15 protein-coding genes and 1 pseudogene are annotated in these 15,525 nt (G+C 68.7%); 8 read left to right on the top strand and 8 right to left on the bottom strand.

All coding sequences use genetic code 11. The features are described from left to right. Nucleotides 1–56: 56 nt before the first annotated feature. Nucleotides 57–557, top strand: a complete 501-nt coding sequence (locus ABTV10_RS07455; RefSeq protein ID WP_499033638.1) for a nuclear transport factor 2 family protein — start codon at nucleotides 57–59, stop codon at nucleotides 555–557. A 69-nt stretch (nucleotides 558–626) separates the two neighbouring features. Here ABTV10_RS07455 and ABTV10_RS07450 read toward each other — a convergent pair whose 3' ends face one another. From ABTV10_RS07450 to ABTV10_RS07440, 3 genes are all read right to left on the bottom strand, one after another. Beyond that, a complete protein-coding gene (locus tag ABTV10_RS07450) occupies nucleotides 627–989 on the bottom strand; it encodes a hypothetical protein (protein ID WP_433611217.1) in 363 nt (120 codons plus the stop codon). A gap of 69 nt (nucleotides 990–1,058) precedes the next feature. Beyond that, entirely contained in the window at nucleotides 1,059–2,237 is a 1,179-nt protein-coding gene (locus ABTV10_RS07445; RefSeq protein WP_499033637.1) for an alanine racemase, read from the bottom strand. A 51-nt stretch (nucleotides 2,238–2,288) separates the two neighbouring features. Further along, complete coding sequence (locus ABTV10_RS07440; protein WP_499033635.1) at nucleotides 2,289–3,047, bottom strand: GntR family transcriptional regulator; 759 nt, start codon at nucleotides 3,045–3,047, stop codon at nucleotides 2,289–2,291. A gap of 213 nt (nucleotides 3,048–3,260) precedes the next feature. Between ABTV10_RS07440 and ABTV10_RS07435 the strand changes: the two genes are divergently transcribed. The 6 genes from ABTV10_RS07435 to ABTV10_RS07410 are packed head-to-tail and all read left to right on the top strand — an operon-like array spanning nucleotide 3,261 to nucleotide 9,873. Then, nucleotides 3,261–4,412 carry an ABC transporter substrate-binding protein gene (locus ABTV10_RS07435; RefSeq protein ID WP_499033633.1) on the top strand — a complete coding sequence of 384 codons (1,152 nt, stop codon included), beginning with the start codon at nucleotides 3,261–3,263 and terminating at the stop codon, nucleotides 4,410–4,412. Nucleotides 4,413–4,420: 8 nt separating this feature from the next. Further along, nucleotides 4,421–5,341, top strand: coding sequence for an ABC transporter permease (locus ABTV10_RS07430; RefSeq protein WP_499033631.1), 921 nt, complete (start codon nucleotides 4,421–4,423; stop codon nucleotides 5,339–5,341). Beyond that, the gene (locus ABTV10_RS07425) at nucleotides 5,329–6,162 is read left to right on the top strand and encodes an ABC transporter permease (RefSeq protein ID WP_433611207.1); all 834 of its coding nucleotides are present in this window, start codon (nucleotides 5,329–5,331) and stop codon (nucleotides 6,160–6,162) included. Before ABTV10_RS07430 ends, ABTV10_RS07425 begins: the two co-directional genes overlap by 13 nt. Beyond that, nucleotides 6,159–7,343: an ABC transporter ATP-binding protein gene (locus ABTV10_RS07420; RefSeq protein WP_499033629.1), complete on the top strand. Its 1,185-nt coding sequence runs from the start codon at nucleotides 6,159–6,161 to the stop codon at nucleotides 7,341–7,343. Before ABTV10_RS07425 ends, ABTV10_RS07420 begins: the two co-directional genes overlap by 4 nt. Continuing rightward, on the top strand, nucleotides 7,340–8,014 hold the full coding sequence (locus ABTV10_RS07415) for an HAD family hydrolase (protein WP_499033627.1): 675 nt from the start codon (nucleotides 7,340–7,342) through the stop codon (nucleotides 8,012–8,014). Before ABTV10_RS07420 ends, ABTV10_RS07415 begins: the two co-directional genes overlap by 4 nt. A 2-nt stretch (nucleotides 8,015–8,016) precedes the next feature. Further along, complete coding sequence (locus ABTV10_RS07410; protein ID WP_499033626.1) at nucleotides 8,017–9,873, top strand: phosphocholine-specific phospholipase C; 1,857 nt, start codon at nucleotides 8,017–8,019, stop codon at nucleotides 9,871–9,873. A gap of 4 nt (nucleotides 9,874–9,877) precedes the next feature. Here ABTV10_RS07410 and ABTV10_RS07405 read toward each other — a convergent pair whose 3' ends face one another. The 4 genes and pseudogenes from ABTV10_RS07405 to ABTV10_RS07390 form a co-directional block, all read right to left on the bottom strand. Continuing rightward, complete coding sequence (locus ABTV10_RS07405) at nucleotides 9,878–10,612, bottom strand: DUF1906 domain-containing protein (protein WP_499033624.1); 735 nt, start codon at nucleotides 10,610–10,612, stop codon at nucleotides 9,878–9,880. A 139-nt stretch (nucleotides 10,613–10,751) separates the two neighbouring features. Further along, entirely contained in the window at nucleotides 10,752–11,711 is a 960-nt protein-coding gene (locus ABTV10_RS07400) for a restriction endonuclease (RefSeq protein WP_499033623.1), read from the bottom strand. Between the two features lie 178 nt (nucleotides 11,712–11,889). Then, complete coding sequence (locus ABTV10_RS07395) at nucleotides 11,890–12,690, bottom strand: hypothetical protein (protein ID WP_499033621.1); 801 nt, start codon at nucleotides 12,688–12,690, stop codon at nucleotides 11,890–11,892. A gap of 131 nt (nucleotides 12,691–12,821) precedes the next feature. Continuing rightward, nucleotides 12,822–14,230 (bottom strand): annotated as a pseudogene (locus ABTV10_RS07390) (amidohydrolase). A 377-nt stretch (nucleotides 14,231–14,607) separates the two neighbouring features. Here ABTV10_RS07390 and ABTV10_RS07385 point away from each other — a divergent pair. Beyond that, nucleotides 14,608–14,829: a PLD nuclease N-terminal domain-containing protein gene (locus ABTV10_RS07385; RefSeq protein ID WP_433611192.1), complete on the top strand. Its 222-nt coding sequence runs from the start codon at nucleotides 14,608–14,610 to the stop codon at nucleotides 14,827–14,829. Nucleotides 14,830–14,851: 22 nt separating this feature from the next. Here ABTV10_RS07385 and ABTV10_RS07380 read toward each other — a convergent pair whose 3' ends face one another. Next, nucleotides 14,852–15,520, bottom strand: a complete 669-nt coding sequence (locus tag ABTV10_RS07380; RefSeq protein WP_499033619.1) for a class F sortase — start codon at nucleotides 15,518–15,520, stop codon at nucleotides 14,852–14,854. Between the last annotated feature and the right edge of the window lie 5 nt (nucleotides 15,521–15,525).

The following is a 15,525-nucleotide window of genomic DNA, read 5'->3' as shown; positions in this document are numbered from 1 at the left end:
GCAGGAGAACTCGCCCACGTGGCGGGTGACCGCAACCGAGCAGGAGGAGCGCAGCGATGGCGTGGACCCGCGACGAACTCGAGGCCGCATTCGCGAACTATCAGAAGACCGTGGTCGAGGCGACGCAGACCCGGGACTGGAACATCTTTGCCGACCAGTTCACCGAGGACGCGACCTACCTCGAGCATGCATTCGGAAGCTTCGCCGGCCGGGAGGAGATCCGACGCTGGGTGACGCGCACCATGACCGCGTTCCCCGGCAACCGGATGCCCGAGTTCCCAGTTTCGTGGTACGTGATCGACGAGGAGCGCGGCTGGGTGATCTGCGAGGTGCAGAACCCGATGGAGGACCCGGGTGACGGCACCGAGCACGGTGCCGCGAACATCACGATCCTCCACTACGCGGGCGACAACCTGTGGTCGCACGAAGAGGACGCCTACAACCCGATGAATTTCCTGTCGATGGCGAAGAAGTGGTGCCGGCACGCCGAGCAGGCCGGAAACCTAGCCGACGATGCCCGGGCCTGGCTCGAGAAGATGGCCAACGTCCCGGGCTGACAGCGGCCGCGAACGACGACGGGCGCCCTCCGTGCGGAGGGCGCCCGTTTCGTGTGCACGAGGCAGATGTCAGTAGCTGGTCCAGAGCACCGCGATGAGCGCGTTGACGATTGCCAGGATGCCGACGATGTGCGCGAAGTTGGGGTTGCCTGCGCCCCGCTTCTGGCGAGCCCGGCCGATCTCCGCGACGGCGACGATGACCAGGGTGATCAGCAGCTTCACGCCGATCTTGGACATGTTGTAGTCCTTGCCGAGCGACTCGACCGCCTCGCCCAGGCCGACGATCACGATGCCCGACAGCAGCTGCACGCGGGCACCCCAGACCATCACCTCGCTGATCCGGGGGGCCTTCAGGACCGAGAGGTAACCGCCGACGATCGAGGCCATGCCCAGAAGGTGCACGGCGACGAGGATGTTGTAGAGGACAGACATGCTATTACCTTAGCTTTACGCATCCGGCGGCTTCACAACTCTGCTCGAGAAATCCATCCAAGGATGTACTCACCGGAACCGCGGGTGCCACACCGCCTGCACGCGGCCGTCCTCGATGACGGCGATGTCGGGCCAGCGATCGAAGGCGGAACACGGGTGGGAGATCCCGAGATCGACGATGTCACCGACCTCGAGCCCCTCGGATTCGGTGAAGACCAGGTGGTGATCGTAGATCCGGGTCGCCGTCGCCTTCGCCGGGCTGCGCGGGATTCCGTGGGCGTCGGTGGCGGACACCATCACCGGCAGACCCGCGTCGTAGGGCAGCTCGCGCTTTCCGGCACCGACCACGATCAGTCCCGGTTCCGGCGCGGAGAGCACGACGGCCCGGACCGTCAGGGCCGCACGCAGACCGGGCACCGGCGACACCTGCGCGTACGTACCGTGGTCGTGGGTCACGTAGCAACCCGATCGCAGCACCGGAGTCGGGCGTCTCCCGGCCCGGCCGGAAAGGTCCGGAAGGTCCGCAATGGCATCGACGACTCGGTCGGGGAAGGCCGAGCCCCCCATGCTGAAGACGGGCTGTTCGGCCTGGATCCACGGTGACACGGCACGAAAGGCCTCCACGGTCTCCCGGCAGTGCGCATCGACCTGCGCGATGACGTCCGCCTCGCGCCGGTTGGGTCGCACGCCCTCGTACCCCGCGACGCCGGCGAGGACGATTCCGGACTCGCCGTCACACGCCCTCGCGAGATCCAGCGCCGCCGACGCGTCCCGCACACCGGTTCGCCCGCCCGGCGTCCCGACGTCGATGAGCACCTTCAGCGGAGTGGCGACGCCCCGCATGACCGCGGCGGCCAGATCCAGGCCGGCCGTCGAGTCCACCAGGAGGTAGAGCTCGAGCGAGGGGCGCGCGTCGAGCCACGTCCGCATCGTCTCGAGTTCGGCGCGATGAATCACCTCGTTGGCGATCAGGATGCGCCGCATTCCCCACTCGAGGGCGATGGAAGCCTGGCGAACCGTGGCGACGGTGACGCCCCAGGCACCGGCGCGCAGCTGCCGCTCGACGATGGGGCGGGTCATCGTCGTCTTGATGTGCGGGCACAGCTCCACGTCGCGGTCGCGGCACCACGCCGCCATGAGTTCGACGTTGTGCTGTACCGCGGGGAGACTCAGCCGAAGCTGCGGCAGGGTCGGCTCGGCACCACCGTGGTGCGCCGGGCGGTCGGGGAAGTCGTCGGAATGGGTCACGGGGAGTCGTCCGATCCGGTGTCGGCGGGCGACCTGGTCGCCCTGCGGGAGCTAGCCACGGCGACGCGACAGGGCCGTCGTGGCCACGGAGTTGTGCACGGTGAACGAGACGGTGCCGGGCAGGAAGCGGTCGTCGGACCACAGTAGCGGGGTGCTGGCGGGGTCGGTGACGCGTCGGCGCTCGCGGAGCAGAGGCGAGCCCTCGGTGCACCCGAGGAGACGCGCGTCGTCCACATCCGCTTCGACGAGGTCGATGGTGTGATCGGCATCGGTGAACACGATGCCCCCGTCCAGCAGTGGGTTCGCGTGAGAGGAGGCATCCGGCGGCAGATCGGCGATCAGCTTGCCGATCTCCTCGGGATAGATGGCCCGCTCGAGCATCACGGGAACCCGCGAGAGAGTCCGGAGCCGGACCACTCGGTAGATGTGCGATCCCGGTTCGAGCTGGAGCTGCTCGCACTCCAGCGGCAGAGCGACCCGGTGCTCGATCTCGATCGTTCGGCTGCCGGGAGCCTCGCCGATCGAGTGCGCCCAGCCGGTGAAGCTCAGCAACTCGAAGAAGCTCTGCGTACGCGCCGTGCCGAGAATGACGCGGCGCGTGCCCCGCCGGGAGGTGACCAAACCGTTCGCGCGCAGCACGGCCAGGGCCTGACGGACGGTGCCGCGGGAGACGCCGTACTGCGCGGCGAGACTCTCCTCGCTGGGCAGCCGGTCGCCGGAACCGAACTGTCCCGACGTGATCGCCTCTCGTAACTCGGCTGCCAACCTTCGGTACTCGGCACGCGGACGTTTGCCCCCCGCCTCAGCCACTGTTCGTCTCCTTCCCGGAACACGGTCGTCTGTTCCCGATCGTAGCTGTAGCAGTTATTCCAAACGCTCACAGGCATATCCGCGCGAGCAGACGTCGGTTCGTGGACGGTCAATCTTCACGGTTCGATCCCGAACCGTTCACCCGGCGGCAACGTCGCTCTGTCGAAATGATTGCGAAGTTGTATAGCCAACATTGATCATCAGGGAGACACCATGCGACTGCACAACCTTCGCCGGGCGAGCCTTGCTTGTTCGCTGGCGATCGCCCTGTCGACCCTCGCGGGCTGCGGACTGACCAGCACGAAGGCGGACGGAGACGCCGGTGGAGCGTCGAGCGCCACCTCGGTCGAGGACTTCGGCGGTATGGACGGTCTCATTGCCGCCGCGAAGAAGGAGGGCAAGCTGAACGCCATTGCCCTCCCGCGGGACTGGGCCAACTACGGCGAGATCATCGACACGTTCGAGGCGAAGTACGGGATCGACGTCGAGGTCGAGAATCCGGACGCGTCCAGCCAGGACGAGATCAACGCCGCGACCTCGCGCAAGGGGCAGGACCGCTCTCCGGACGTCATCGACGTGGGCCACACCTTCGGCATCAGCGCCGCCGAACAGGGTGTGCTCGCCCCGTACCGGGTACAGGCGTTCGGCGACATCCCCGAGGGCCAGAAGGACGCCGACGCCCGGTGGTACAACGACATGGGCGGCTACGTCTCGATCGGCTGCGACAGCGCACGCATTGCGCAGTGCCCCAAGACCTTTGCAGATCTGCTCGACCCGCAGTACAAGGGCATGGTCGCGTTGACCGGCAACCCCACGCAGTCCGGTTCCGCCTTCGCCGCCGTCTACGCGGCCGCTCTCGCCAATGGCGGTTCCTTCGACAACATCCAGCCGGGTCTGGACTACTTCGCCCAGCTCAACGCGATCGGCAACTTCAACCCGGTCGAGTCGACGGCCGCGACCATCGAGAAGGGCGAGACCCCGATCAGCGTCAACTGGGACTACCTCAATGCCGGCTACAGCGAATCGCTCCGCGGCAAGGGGATCGATTGGCAGGTCGCCATCCCGGCCGACGGGTTGTTCGCCCAGTTCTACTCGCAGGCAATCGTGAAGTGGGCGCCGCACCCTGCAGCGGCGCGACTCTGGCAGGAGTTCCTCTACAGCCCTGAGGGCCAGAATCTCTGGTTGAAGGGTTACGCCCGGCCCGTGCTCATGCCCGCGATGGAGAAGGCGGGAACGCTCGACGCCACTGCCGCCGCTCGACTTCCGGAGGTAGACGCCGCCGCACCGGTCTTCCCGACGGAGAAGCAGTCGTCGCAGGCCAAGGACGTGGTCAGCCGCGGCTGGGGCGGTGTGCTCGCCGGATGAGCGTCCAGATGACTGCGACCCGCGGCCTCGGCGCGCGGTCCGGCACCGCCGTCGACACCCCGGTTACCCGCCGCCGCAGCAGCTTTCGGGTGAGAGCGGGGGCCTGGCTCGGCGTCCTTCCGCTGCTCCTGTTTGCGGCGATCGCGTTGGGCCTCCCCGTCGCCACGATGGTGATCGGTGCGTTCACCACGCCCTCGACGGGATCGGCCGAGGCCGGGTTCACCACGGCCAACATGACTGCGACGCTGCAGGACCCGTACCTCTCGAGCCTGCTCGGCAGCATCAAGCTCTCGGCGACGGCCGCGGCGATCGGAGCGGTCGTGGGCCTGCCGATCGCGCACGCAATCGTGACGTCGCGATTCCGGGCGCTGCGTGAAGCGGTGCTGGCGGCGGCCGGCGTGCTGGCGAACTTCGGCGGAGTCCCCCTGGCCTTCGCATTCGTGGCGACCCTCGGCAACGCGGGAGTCCTGACAGGCGCCTTCCACCTCGACGAACTCGGCTGGAGCCTCTACGACATGCGGGGGCTGACCGTCGTGTACCTCTACTTCCTCATCCCGCTGATGGTCCTGACCATCACCCCGGCCCTGGAGGGTCTGCGGGTGCAGTGGCGTGAGGCGGCCGCAAACAACCGCGCGAGCACGGTGCAGTACTGGCGGCACGTGGCGCTGCCGATCCTGCTGCCGTCGCTTCTCGGTGGATTCGTCCTGCTGTTCGGGACGGCATTCAGCACCTACGCGACGGCCGCGGCGATCGCGGGCAGCACCGTGCAGCTCGTCACCGTGCAGATCGCGGCCGGCTTGTCCGGCGACGTCCTCGTGGGGCAGGGCAACATCGCCCTCGCCCTCGGTCTGGACATGGTGTTGGTCGCGGCGATCGTCATGGCGATCTACCTGCCGCTGCAGCGTAGGAGCGCCCGATGGTTGGCCTGACACGGACGAGGGGTGACTACGGGCGCTGGATCGTGCTCCTCGTCGCCGGCCTCTATTTCCTCGTTCCGATCGGATGCGCGTTCGCCTTCAGTGTGGGCGTCGGATCCCCCGGCGGGCAGGTCGGTCTCGATGCGTACTCCGGCATCGGCGGCGCGGAGGGCCTGGCCGACAGCCTCGCGCTGACGCTGAAAGTGGCCGTGGCGACGATTGCCGTCGTGCTCGGGCTACTGGTACCGGCGCTGCTGGCGGTGCGTCTCGCCGCACCTCGCCTGCGCACGGTCGTCCAGGCCGTGTGCCTGCTGCCGCTGGTCGTTCCGGCCGTCGCGCTGGGCGCCGGCATCACCACGCTGCTGCGGTGGGGCGCGGACCGCTATTACGGCACGCCGTTGTTCGACGGTCTGGTCGCGCTCCAAAATCCCGACTTCCCGGTGATCCTCGTACTCGCCTTCGCCGTGATGGCCCTGCCGCTGGCCTACAGCACGCTGGACGCCGGCGTGTCCGCGCTCGACCTGCGGGTCCTTGTCGAGGCCGCGCGGTCGTGCGGGTCGTCATGGCCGCGCACCCTCGTCCATGTGGTGCTGCCGAATCTGCGTGGCGCCCTTCTCAACGCCGCCTTCCTGACTCTCGCGCTCGTTCTCGGCGAGTATGCCGTCGCTGCGCTGCTCGGGTACCAGCCCTTCGCGGTGTGGACCGTCGTGATCAGCGGTTCCCAGGCGCAGATGTCGGTGGCTGTATCAATCGTCGGCCTGGTCGGCACCTGGGCGCTGCTCATGGTGGTCGCCGCGGCCGGCCGCACCCGTCGCCTCGAGGAGGCCCCATGACCGTGTTACTGACCGATCGAACGCCCGCTCCCACGACAGGGGCCGGTTCCACCGTCGAGTTCCGGGGGTTGCGCCGGACATTCGGCGCCACAACGGCATTGGACGGGCTGGATCTGAAGATCCAGCCGGGCGAACTGCTCGCCCTGCTCGGCCCGTCCGGATGCGGTAAGACCACCGCCCTGCGCACCGTGGCCGGTTTCGAGCGCCCTGACGCAGGCATGGTGCTCATGGACGGCGAGGACATCACTCGGGTCCCCGCGCATCGGCGTGACGTGGGCATGGTGTTCCAGTCCTACAGCCTCTTCCCGCATCTGAACGCCGTCGACAATGTCGCGTTCGGTCTGCGGATGCAGGGGAAGAGTAAATCCGCCCGGCGCGCCCGCGCGATGGAGCTGCTGGAGTTGGTGGGACTGCCGCAGCACTCCGCGCGGTATCCCCGCCAGCTCTCCGGTGGCCAGCAGCAGCGAATTGCATTGGCGCGCGCCCTCGCTCTGCAGCCCCGGGTCCTGCTGTTGGATGAGCCGCTGTCGGCGCTCGACGCGCAGGTGCGGCAGACGCTGCGGGAGGAGATTCGCCGGCTGCAACAGCGGTTGGGCATCACGACGTTGTTCGTGACCCACGACCAGGAGGAGGCCCTCTCCATGGCCGACCGGGTTGCCGTGATGCGGGCCGGACGGATGGAGCAGTGCGCCGCGCCGTCCGAACTCTACGAGCGCCCCGCCACGGCGTTCGTCGCCGAATTCGTCGGAGTCATGAGCCGGCTACCGGGACAACTCTCGGCGGACGGGCGGACGGTACACGTCCTCGGCCGCCGCCTGCCCGTCCATGGGGAGCTCCCCGGCGCCACGGAGTCGGGAACCGGCGCCCGCGCCGTCGATGTGCTGGTGCGTCCGGAGGTCCTCGGTGTGACGGCGGCCGACGACGGAACCTCCCGCATCGCCGCCTCGACGTTCCGGGGCGCGGGCACGCGGTTGACCGTGCGGTTGCCGGACGGACGCGAGGCACTCGCCGACGTGCCCACCACCGCCGCCACCGCGCTCGGCGCGGGCACGGCCGTGACCCTGTCGCTGCCCGACCGCCCCGTGCTGGTGGACCGCCCACGGGGCACCATCGAGCCGGCCGCAAAGGCCGTGGCCCAACCCGTTTCGCACAATCGCCGGTCCTGGAGGCGCACCCGATGAGGCACGAGACCCGGCCGGCAGCCGTCCTCTTCGACATGGACGGGACGCTGGTCGACACCGAGCGGCTCTGGTGGGATGCGGTCGAGCGGGTTGCGGCAGGGCTCGGACATCGCTTGTCGTCGGCCGACGCGCCGGCCGTCCTGGGCCGCCCCTCCGATTACACCGCGGACCATCTACGTCGGATACTGGGACCGACCGCGCCCGACCCGGATGCGCTCGCCCGCGATCTCGATGACGCGTTCGCGGCCCTGGTCGCCGACGAGGTCGTGCCCCGTCCCGGCGTGCTGTCGCTGCTCGACGAGTTGTCCCGCGCGGAAATCCCCACAGCGATCGTGACAGCGTCACCACGACGGGTCGTCGATCTGGTGCGCGAGACGCTCGGCGTCGACCGGTTCACCACGACGATCGCCGTCGAGGACACGGTCCGTTCCAAGCCGGCGCCGGACCCCTACCTCGCGGCCGCCGCGGCCCTGGGCGTCGACCCGCACGCGTGCGTCGCGGTCGAAGACACGCCCGTGGGTGTGGCGGCGGCCGAGGCTGCAGGATGCGCCGTGCTCGCCGTTCCTTCTGTCGACGTCCCGCCGGCGCCGGGACGAACGATCCTGAAGTCACTCGAGGGGGCCGACGTGGCCTTCCTCGCCTCCTTGTTGCACCCGGCAGAAAGGTCTTGACCATGGACGACATCCGCCACGTGGTGATCCTGATGCAGGAGAATCGCAGCTTCGACCACTACTTCGGCACACTCGGCGGAGTCCGCGGGTTCGAGGACCGACAGGCCCTGACCTTCCCGGACGGCGACACCGTCTTCCGCCAGCCCGCGCTGTCCCGGACGGACGGGGGCGTCCTGCTGCCGTTCCGGATGGATTCCACTCGCTACAACGCCCAGAACGCGGAGGGCCTGCCGCACGACTGGGAAAGCGGTCACGACGCGATCAACCAGGGCGCGATGAACCGCTGGACGTCGGCCAAGGGCGAGCGGAGCATGGGCTACCTCACCCGCGAGGACATCCCGTATCAGTTCGCGCTGGCGGACGAGTTCACCATCGGCGACGCGTACTTCTGCTCGATGGCCGGCCCCACCAGCCCCAACCGCCTCTTCCTGTGGACCGGGACGGTGGGACCGGGCCGCGACGGCACGACAGGACCGTGGATCGACAACACCCCGCTGCCGGAGAGTCCGGTGTGCGACTGGACGACGTATGCCGAGCGTCTCTCCGACGCCGGAGTCTCCTGGCGCGTCTACCACACGCCTGGCCTCGACGAACGAGACGGCAACTACGAGGACAACGCCCTCGAGTACTTCCCGCAGTTCCACGGCTTCGCGCCGGACGATCCCCGGTACATCAATGCGATGACGCGGTGGGACCTGACGGCGTTCGACGCGCACTGCAAGGACGGCACGCTGCCCACGGTGTCGTGGCTGGTGTCGCCGTACCTCTTCTGCGAGCACCCCGACGCCAGCCCCGCGTACGGCGCGCACTGGGTCGACACCGCCCTGCAGTCGCTCTTCGCCAACCCGGACGTGTGGCGGCACACCGTGTTCCTCCTCATGTACGACGAGAACGACGGCTACTTCGACCACGTGGTGCCGCCCTTCCCGCCCGCCGGCACCCCCGAGGAGTTCGTCGACGGGCAACCGATCGGGCTCGGTAACCGGGTGCCGTTGCTGGTGATCTCTCCGTGGTCGCGCGGCGGGTGGGTGAACTCCCAGGTGTTCGATCACACCTCGGTGCTGCGCTTCCTGGAGCGCGTCACCGGAGTCCACGAGCCCCATATCAGTGCGTGGCGGAGGGCGGTGTGCGGCGACCTGACCAGCTGCTTCGACTTCGACAACCCCGACTATTCCGTCCCCGCGCTGCCGGACACCCGCGCGCTGATAGCAGCCGCCGATGCGGCTGTCGACCTTCCGCCGGTACCGCTGCCCACCCCGGGGGCCCAGGTGATGCCGACGCAGGAGCCGCGACGCCGGCCCCGCCGGCCGCTGCCGTACCGGCCCTGGGTCGACGTGGCGGTCGATCGCACCACCGGCCGGGTCCGCGCCGAGCTCACGAACGAGGGCAGCGCGGCGTTCCACTACACGGTCTTCCCCAACATTCACCGGCCGTTTGCCGGGACTCCGTTCACCGTCGCGCCGCGGGGCACCGACGTCTACGAGTGGGACGCCGTCCGCACGGCAGGTCGCTACGACTTCACGGTCCACGGGGCCGACGGATTCCTGTGCCGCTTCGCGGGTGCTCTGCCCACGACCGACGACGCGGCCGTCCCGCACGTCAGGGCTGCACTGAGGGGCAGCGGGCCGGCGGGTTCGTGGTTGGAGTTGGAGCTGGCCAACCACGGCGCGACGGGGCTGTCCTTCGCGATCGCGGACCTCGGCGGGGAATCGCGCGTCCACGAGGTCGGGCCGAACGGACGGGTGAGCGTCCGCTGGCCCACGACCGACGGCCGCTACGACGTCACCGTCACGGCTGACGACGGAACGTCCTTCACCCGTCGCTACGCGGGTTCGGTGCACGGAACCGACACCGCGTAGGCAGTCAGGACAGGAAGAACGGCCTCTGCATCGACCACTGCCCGTAGTCGGGCTTGAGGATCGAGTTGACGTCGACGCCTATCCCCTCGATCTGACGCTTGTCGATCTCGAACTGGTGCAGGTGCGCCGCGGGGTGCACGAAGCCGGCGGGAGTGCCCCAGTTGTGCTGCCAGAACCACGAACCGACACCTGCTCGCAGACAGCGGTCGATCGTCGGAGAGTTCGCGTAGACACCCACGTTCCCGTGGCCGATCACGCTCTCCCACCCGCGCAGGTACGGCGCGATGAGGTTGTCGAACTCCCACGCGGACGGGTTGTCGTCGATGGAGGCGTAGATCGGGCTGTTCTCCGGCCCGCCGGCGGCCAGGTGCAGTTCGCGACCGCGCCGCGCGTGCCGCACGCCGGCGTCGTAGCCGCCGCGCCAGTCCGACGTCGCGCCCTTGCCGAACTGGTAGCACGACACGATCTGCAGTCCGAGGGCCGACATGGCGGCGGCCTCACCGAACTGCATCGGCTTGCCGAGCATCCACTCCGCGCCCGGTCGCCGGTCGGAGACGTAGCGGATGGCGCCGACGTGTCCGGCGAGCCGGATGCCGAGCGGCGACGGGACCCCTCCCGAGTAGTCGACCAGCGTCGCCGGTCCGGCGTTCGCGATTGCGGGGGCCGCCACGGCGGCCAGCCCGGCCGCGGCGGTGCCGGCCGCGGCGAACTTGAACAGTTGTCGTCTGGAGACCTGCACTGGCAAAACCTCGCATCACCGGCGGATCCCGGCATCGCTGTGACTGAGCGGCACGATCGATTCGTCTCGGACCGCTTGAATTCGAGGGCTATTTCACCACAGTCACTCTGGTTCCGTCAGTCACATGGGTGACTTCGGGTCAGTCGGATTCGAGGCCCGCGAAGAAGTCGGCCTGCACGGTCACGTCCTCGACGACGCGGGTCGTCGTGCGCACACCGAGCGCGTGCTCCTTGAGCAGTTCGCACAGGCGGTCGCCGTCGATGAGGTCGATGGGCGGGGCACCGTCGCGGCGCGATTCGGCCCGTGCCTCGCTCGTGAAGGTACCGGTCGTGATCAACAGGCCCTTCTCACCTCGTCCGGCCATCGCACCGCGCAGATCCCGCACAGCACCCGCCCCGACGCTTCCGCTGACCCGCTTGCACTGGAAGGCGACGGGGAAGCTGAGCAGCGAGATCTGGCACATGCCGATGCCGTCGACCACTCCGTCCGCCCCACGCCCGGTGATCGTGGCGGTCGAGAACCCGGCCTCACGGAGCAGTCGTTGAGTGAGGCGCTCGAACGCGGTGGACGACATCCGCAGGATCTCCTCGAGCAGCGCGGACTTCCACTCGACGGCCTCCCCCGATTCGCCGTACGACGCATCCGGTTCGGAAGGCGCACTGGGTTCCGAGAGCGGAAGATCCTGTGCGTCAGGAACGTTGGCCTTGCGATTGAGGCGCTGGCGACGCTTGTCCGCCGTGAACGTCGCGAGCAGCGGACGGATCTCGCCCTCGCTCACGTCACGGCCGCGTTTGGTCACGCTCCACACCGCGCGCCGGCTGTTGGCGAGCAGGCCCATCCCCTTGAGATATGTACGTGCCCAAGCCAACCGGTACTCGACCTCGGTGCCCGGACCGTCGCCATGCAGGATGCCCTGCAGCTCGGGCGACCAGCCCTCCCGCTCCACGACGGCGCCGTCGAGTTCGTTGTTGGACGCCGAGCCGCCGAGGGCGATCAGCGCCTGGAGGGTGGGCCACAGCAATTCGGTGTACGGCGGAAGCTGGGCGATCAGATTCGCCTGACCGGTGACGTCCCCACGTCGTGGCTCCTGCACCTGCACACCCGCTCCCATCGCACCGTCGTCGGTGGCCGCTCGACACCGGTTCGGCCAGCCGACCTGGATGTTATCGGGAAACCGGTCAGGTCCCGAATCCGGTGGCCCTGTCGGGACCGCGGACCGATGGACTCCGGTCAGGAGCGGACGGCGGCGCCGAGTCCGACGACTTCCGCGAATTCCGTCACGCCGGATTGCTGCTTCCCGGACGCGGTCGGCGGTAGAAGTCCCGGTAGGTGCGCAGCGCCATCGCTACGTAGGCGATGGTCTTCGGAATCATCAGCAGTCCAACCAACGGTGAGCGCCGGGCGAACAGCACCACCGGCGTGTAGAACGCGTAGGACGCGAGCATGGATCGTCCGATCCGCTGGAAAGTGCGGTCTCCGGTGCGGCGGGCGTCCTTCTCGATCAGGTAGGCCTGCCCGAGACCGAGCGTGAGCAGAGGGACGTTGCGGTACGTGGACCAGGGCTGAGGCGGCTCTTCCTCCTCCCACTTGTTCTGCGGCGCCGCGAGGGCTGCGATGCGTACTCCGGCAGAGGCCAGTAGCAGACCGGTAAACCAGTTCCATGCCTTGCCGAAGCGGACTCGCCACGCGTCGAGGGTGAGGACGTAGAAGAAAGTCATGGTGATCGAGGCGACCATCTCGCCCAGGCCGATCAGGCTGACGCGCTGGCCCAACCAGGTGACGAACGACTTGTCCCTGCCCCGCGCGTAGGCGAGGACGCGGAACCCGACGTGCGCGGTGTCGCCGACAGCGAGCATCGTGAATGCCCTGCGCAGTAGATCCGCAGTACGGCGATCACTCGCCGGGACCTGTTCCTTGCGGCGGCTCATCGCGACGACGAGCGCCCAGATGGTGGCGATGTAACTGACGTCGAAGATCGACTCGAACCACTTCCGGGCCGGACTGTCCGTCGGCGTGTCCGATGTTGACGGGTCCGAGACAGCTGAAGGATCTGGGGGGAGGATTCCGTCGGTGTGCATTCTCGGGATTCTAAGTCTCGATCCCCAAGGCGCGATGGCGAATACACGGGGAATCGAACCGTGCCGAGCGCGGTCGGTTTCGAGTGCTACTCCGCGAAGCGCCGCCAGAACAAAGCTCTCGCCGCGACGGTTCAGCTCAGGCTGCCGTACACCGTCTTCCCCGCGAACACCGTGGCCTTCACCTCGATGTCGGCGAGGCTGCCGGCATCGACGGTGAGCGGATTGGCGGACAGCACAACAATATCCGCGTGCAGGCCCGGCTCGAGCTTTCCGACGGCGTCGTCGCTGAACAAGTGCCACGCGGCGTCGACGGTCTGGGCTCGCAGCGCCGCCTCGACCGGGATGCGCTCGTCCGGCGCGAGCACCCGCCCGCTGCGGGAGCGACGGTTGACGGCGTCGGCGATGTTGCGCAGCGGATTCGTGGGCGTGACCGGGCCGTCGTTGTGGAACGAGATCCGGTGGCCCGCAGCCAGCGCCGAACCCGCTGCGGCCCAGTGCCCGCCGTGATCGGTCCCGAACAGGTCACCGACGAGAACGTCGCCCAGTAGTAGAGGTGGTCCACGAACAAGCTGCACGTCACACCGAGGTCGGCCGCGCGCCGGAACTGGTCGGGCCGCATGGCACCGACGTGCTCGAGGCGCAGGCGGTGGTCCGGGCGCGGGTTCGCGGTGAGCATCTTCTCCCAGGCGTCGAGCACCATGGTGATCGCCTCGTCGCCGTGCGCGTGGCAGGCGATCTGCCAGCCCCGCTCGTAGTACGGGGTGCTGATCTCGACGATCTGCTCGCCGGTGTAGTTGGCGTGGCCGTGGCTGCACGCCATGCCCAGCGCCCGGGTCGCCGGCGTGTCGAGGTAGGGGAAGCTCAGTGCGATGTTGCCGATCCACGGGGATCCGTCCGACCAGATCTTGATGCCCACCTGCCGCACCAGGTCGTCGCCCGCACCCGGTTCGACGTCGGACGCCCGCTTCGGCCCCGACATCTCGTACAGGCGCAGGCGCGTGGTGAGCGCCCCCGCTTCGGCCGCCGCGGCCAGCGGGGCGCGCATCTTCGGGTCGAACGCCATCTCGCTCACCGTGGTCACGCCGACGGCGTTCATGCGGGCGCACTCCGCCGCGATCAGGTCGCCGAATCGCGCGGCCGCCGACACGAGCAGCGGGCCGGCGATCGCCATCACGGCCGCCGATTCGTAGGCGCCGCCGTCGAGGTCACCGGACTCGTCCCGGCCGAACCGGGCACCCTCCGGGTCGGGGGTGTCGCGGGTGACGCCGGCGGCCGTGGCGGCATGCGAGTTGAAGTAGGCCGCATGGCCCGAGTTGTGCAGGATGATCAGCGGCTTGTCGGGTGACAGTTCGTTCATCCACTGCATTGTCGGATCGGCAAGCCCCTTCTGGAGCAACGGATCCCAGCCGTTGAGTACGGCGCCCTCGGGACCGGCGTCGGCGACCGCCTGGTCGATCGCGGCGAGCACGCCGTCGGCGTCGGGGATCGTGACCGGGCGGATGTCGACGACCGGATCGCCCAGCAGGACGGCCTCGTTCATCGGGTGACCGTGCGCCTCGATGAACCCGGGCATGATGCAGGCCTCACCGACGTCGTGGACCACTGTCGCCGGGCCGATGAGCGAGGCGACGTCTGCGTCCGAGCCCACCGCCACGATGCGCCCGTCTTCGACGGCCACGGCAGTCGCGCGAGGGTTGGCCTCGTCCATGGTCAGCACGTCACCGAACACCACCAGGTCAGCCATCGACCCTCCCCGTTCTGCCCCGGCCGCCCGAGGGCCGGTTTCTCGCACGAAACAGGCTACAGACCGACTGTTCACTCCGCGCGTCGGCGAGACGGTGCCGCCGCGATCGTGTCGTCGTCGGGTAGGAATGGAGAGGGCATCCCAGCAATCGTGGACGCGAAAGGAACAGCACCATGGCGAAGTCGAAGTGGGCGGATCTGAGCCCGGCCAAGCGGGCGTCGATCATCGCGTTGGCCTCGGTCCAGCTGAGTCTGGCGGTCAGTGCGTGGGCAGACCTCGCGAAGCGTCGCCGCGAGGACGTCAACGGCAGCAAGGGAAAGTGGGCCGCGATCATCGCGGTGAACTTCGTCGGTCCGCTGTCGTACTTCCGTTGGGGCCGCAAGAAGTCCGCTTGACCCGGTGGAGTCCCGGGGGCGGTCAGTTCGCGCTCGCGACCCTGGTGCCGACGAGGTCGGCGAACACGACGGTGTTGTCGCGGTAGCTGCGTGCGTCGGTGTCGAATTCACCTCCGCAGGTGATGAGGCGCAGGCCTGGATGGTCGATGTCGCCGTACACCCTCGCGGTGGGGAAGGCATCTTTGGCGTACCGTTCCACGGTCGCCACCCGGAACACCGCGGTGACACCGTCGGCCCGGTCTGCGGTGATCTCGTCCCCCGGCGCCAGTTCGTGCAGGCGGAAGAACACGCCGGGCGCGCCGCCCCAGTCGACGTGTCCGGCGATGATCGCGGGTCCGAGCTCACCGGGAACCGGTGAACCGGAATACCATCCGGCCGGGAAGCCACCCGGTGGTACCTCCAGCGCCCCGTTGGACTCGAGGCCGAGTTTCATCAGGTCGGAATCGACCCCGATGGCCGGGATCGCGATCCGGACCGGACGCGGATCCGTGATCGACGCGGGGTCGGTTCCGGTGCCGACAGCTGGTCCGGACGCCTCCTGTACGACGGTCGGCACCGGCGGCCCGTCGGCTCCGTTTGCGGTACACCCACTCAGTGCAACAACGACCAGCGCACAGGCGGCCAGGCCCGCCGACAGGCCGCTGCCGAACAATCGCCGGCAACGGCCTGTCGATGTGATGCTCATCGGCATGTTCG

This window comes from Paraburkholderia sp. RHO2 (genome assembly GCF_050955445.1).
Classification (GTDB): Bacteria; Actinomycetota; Actinomycetes; order Mycobacteriales; family Mycobacteriaceae; genus Prescottella; species Prescottella agglutinans_A.
The sequence above is the reverse complement of the archived record's forward strand: the minus strand, read 5'-3'. Positions and strand labels throughout refer to the sequence as shown.

Bases quoted from the DNA above. Each gene is read 5' to 3' on its own strand.
- ABTV10_RS07455 (WP_499033638.1), top strand. From the start codon at position 57: ATGGCGTGGACCCGCGACGAACTCGAGGCCGCATTCGCGAACTATCAG.
- ABTV10_RS07450 (WP_433611217.1), bottom strand. From the start codon at position 989: ATGTCTGTCCTCTACAACATCCTCGTCGCCGTGCACCTTCTGGGCATG.
- ABTV10_RS07435 (WP_499033633.1), top strand. From the start codon at position 3,261: ATGCGACTGCACAACCTTCGCCGGGCGAGCCTTGCTTGTTCGCTGGCG.
- ABTV10_RS07430 (WP_499033631.1), top strand. From the start codon at position 4,421: ATGACTGCGACCCGCGGCCTCGGCGCGCGGTCCGGCACCGCCGTCGAC.
- ABTV10_RS07425 (WP_433611207.1), top strand. From the start codon at position 5,329: ATGGTTGGCCTGACACGGACGAGGGGTGACTACGGGCGCTGGATCGTG.
- ABTV10_RS07420 (WP_499033629.1), top strand. From the start codon at position 6,159: ATGACCGTGTTACTGACCGATCGAACGCCCGCTCCCACGACAGGGGCC.
- ABTV10_RS07415 (WP_499033627.1), top strand. From the start codon at position 7,340: ATGAGGCACGAGACCCGGCCGGCAGCCGTCCTCTTCGACATGGACGGG.
- ABTV10_RS07410 (WP_499033626.1), top strand. From the start codon at position 8,017: ATGGACGACATCCGCCACGTGGTGATCCTGATGCAGGAGAATCGCAGC.
- ABTV10_RS07395 (WP_499033621.1), bottom strand. From the start codon at position 12,690: ATGCACACCGACGGAATCCTCCCCCCAGATCCTTCAGCTGTCTCGGAC.
- ABTV10_RS07385 (WP_433611192.1), top strand. From the start codon at position 14,608: ATGGCGAAGTCGAAGTGGGCGGATCTGAGCCCGGCCAAGCGGGCGTCG.
- ABTV10_RS07380 (WP_499033619.1), bottom strand. From the start codon at position 15,520: ATGCCGATGAGCATCACATCGACAGGCCGTTGCCGGCGATTGTTCGGC.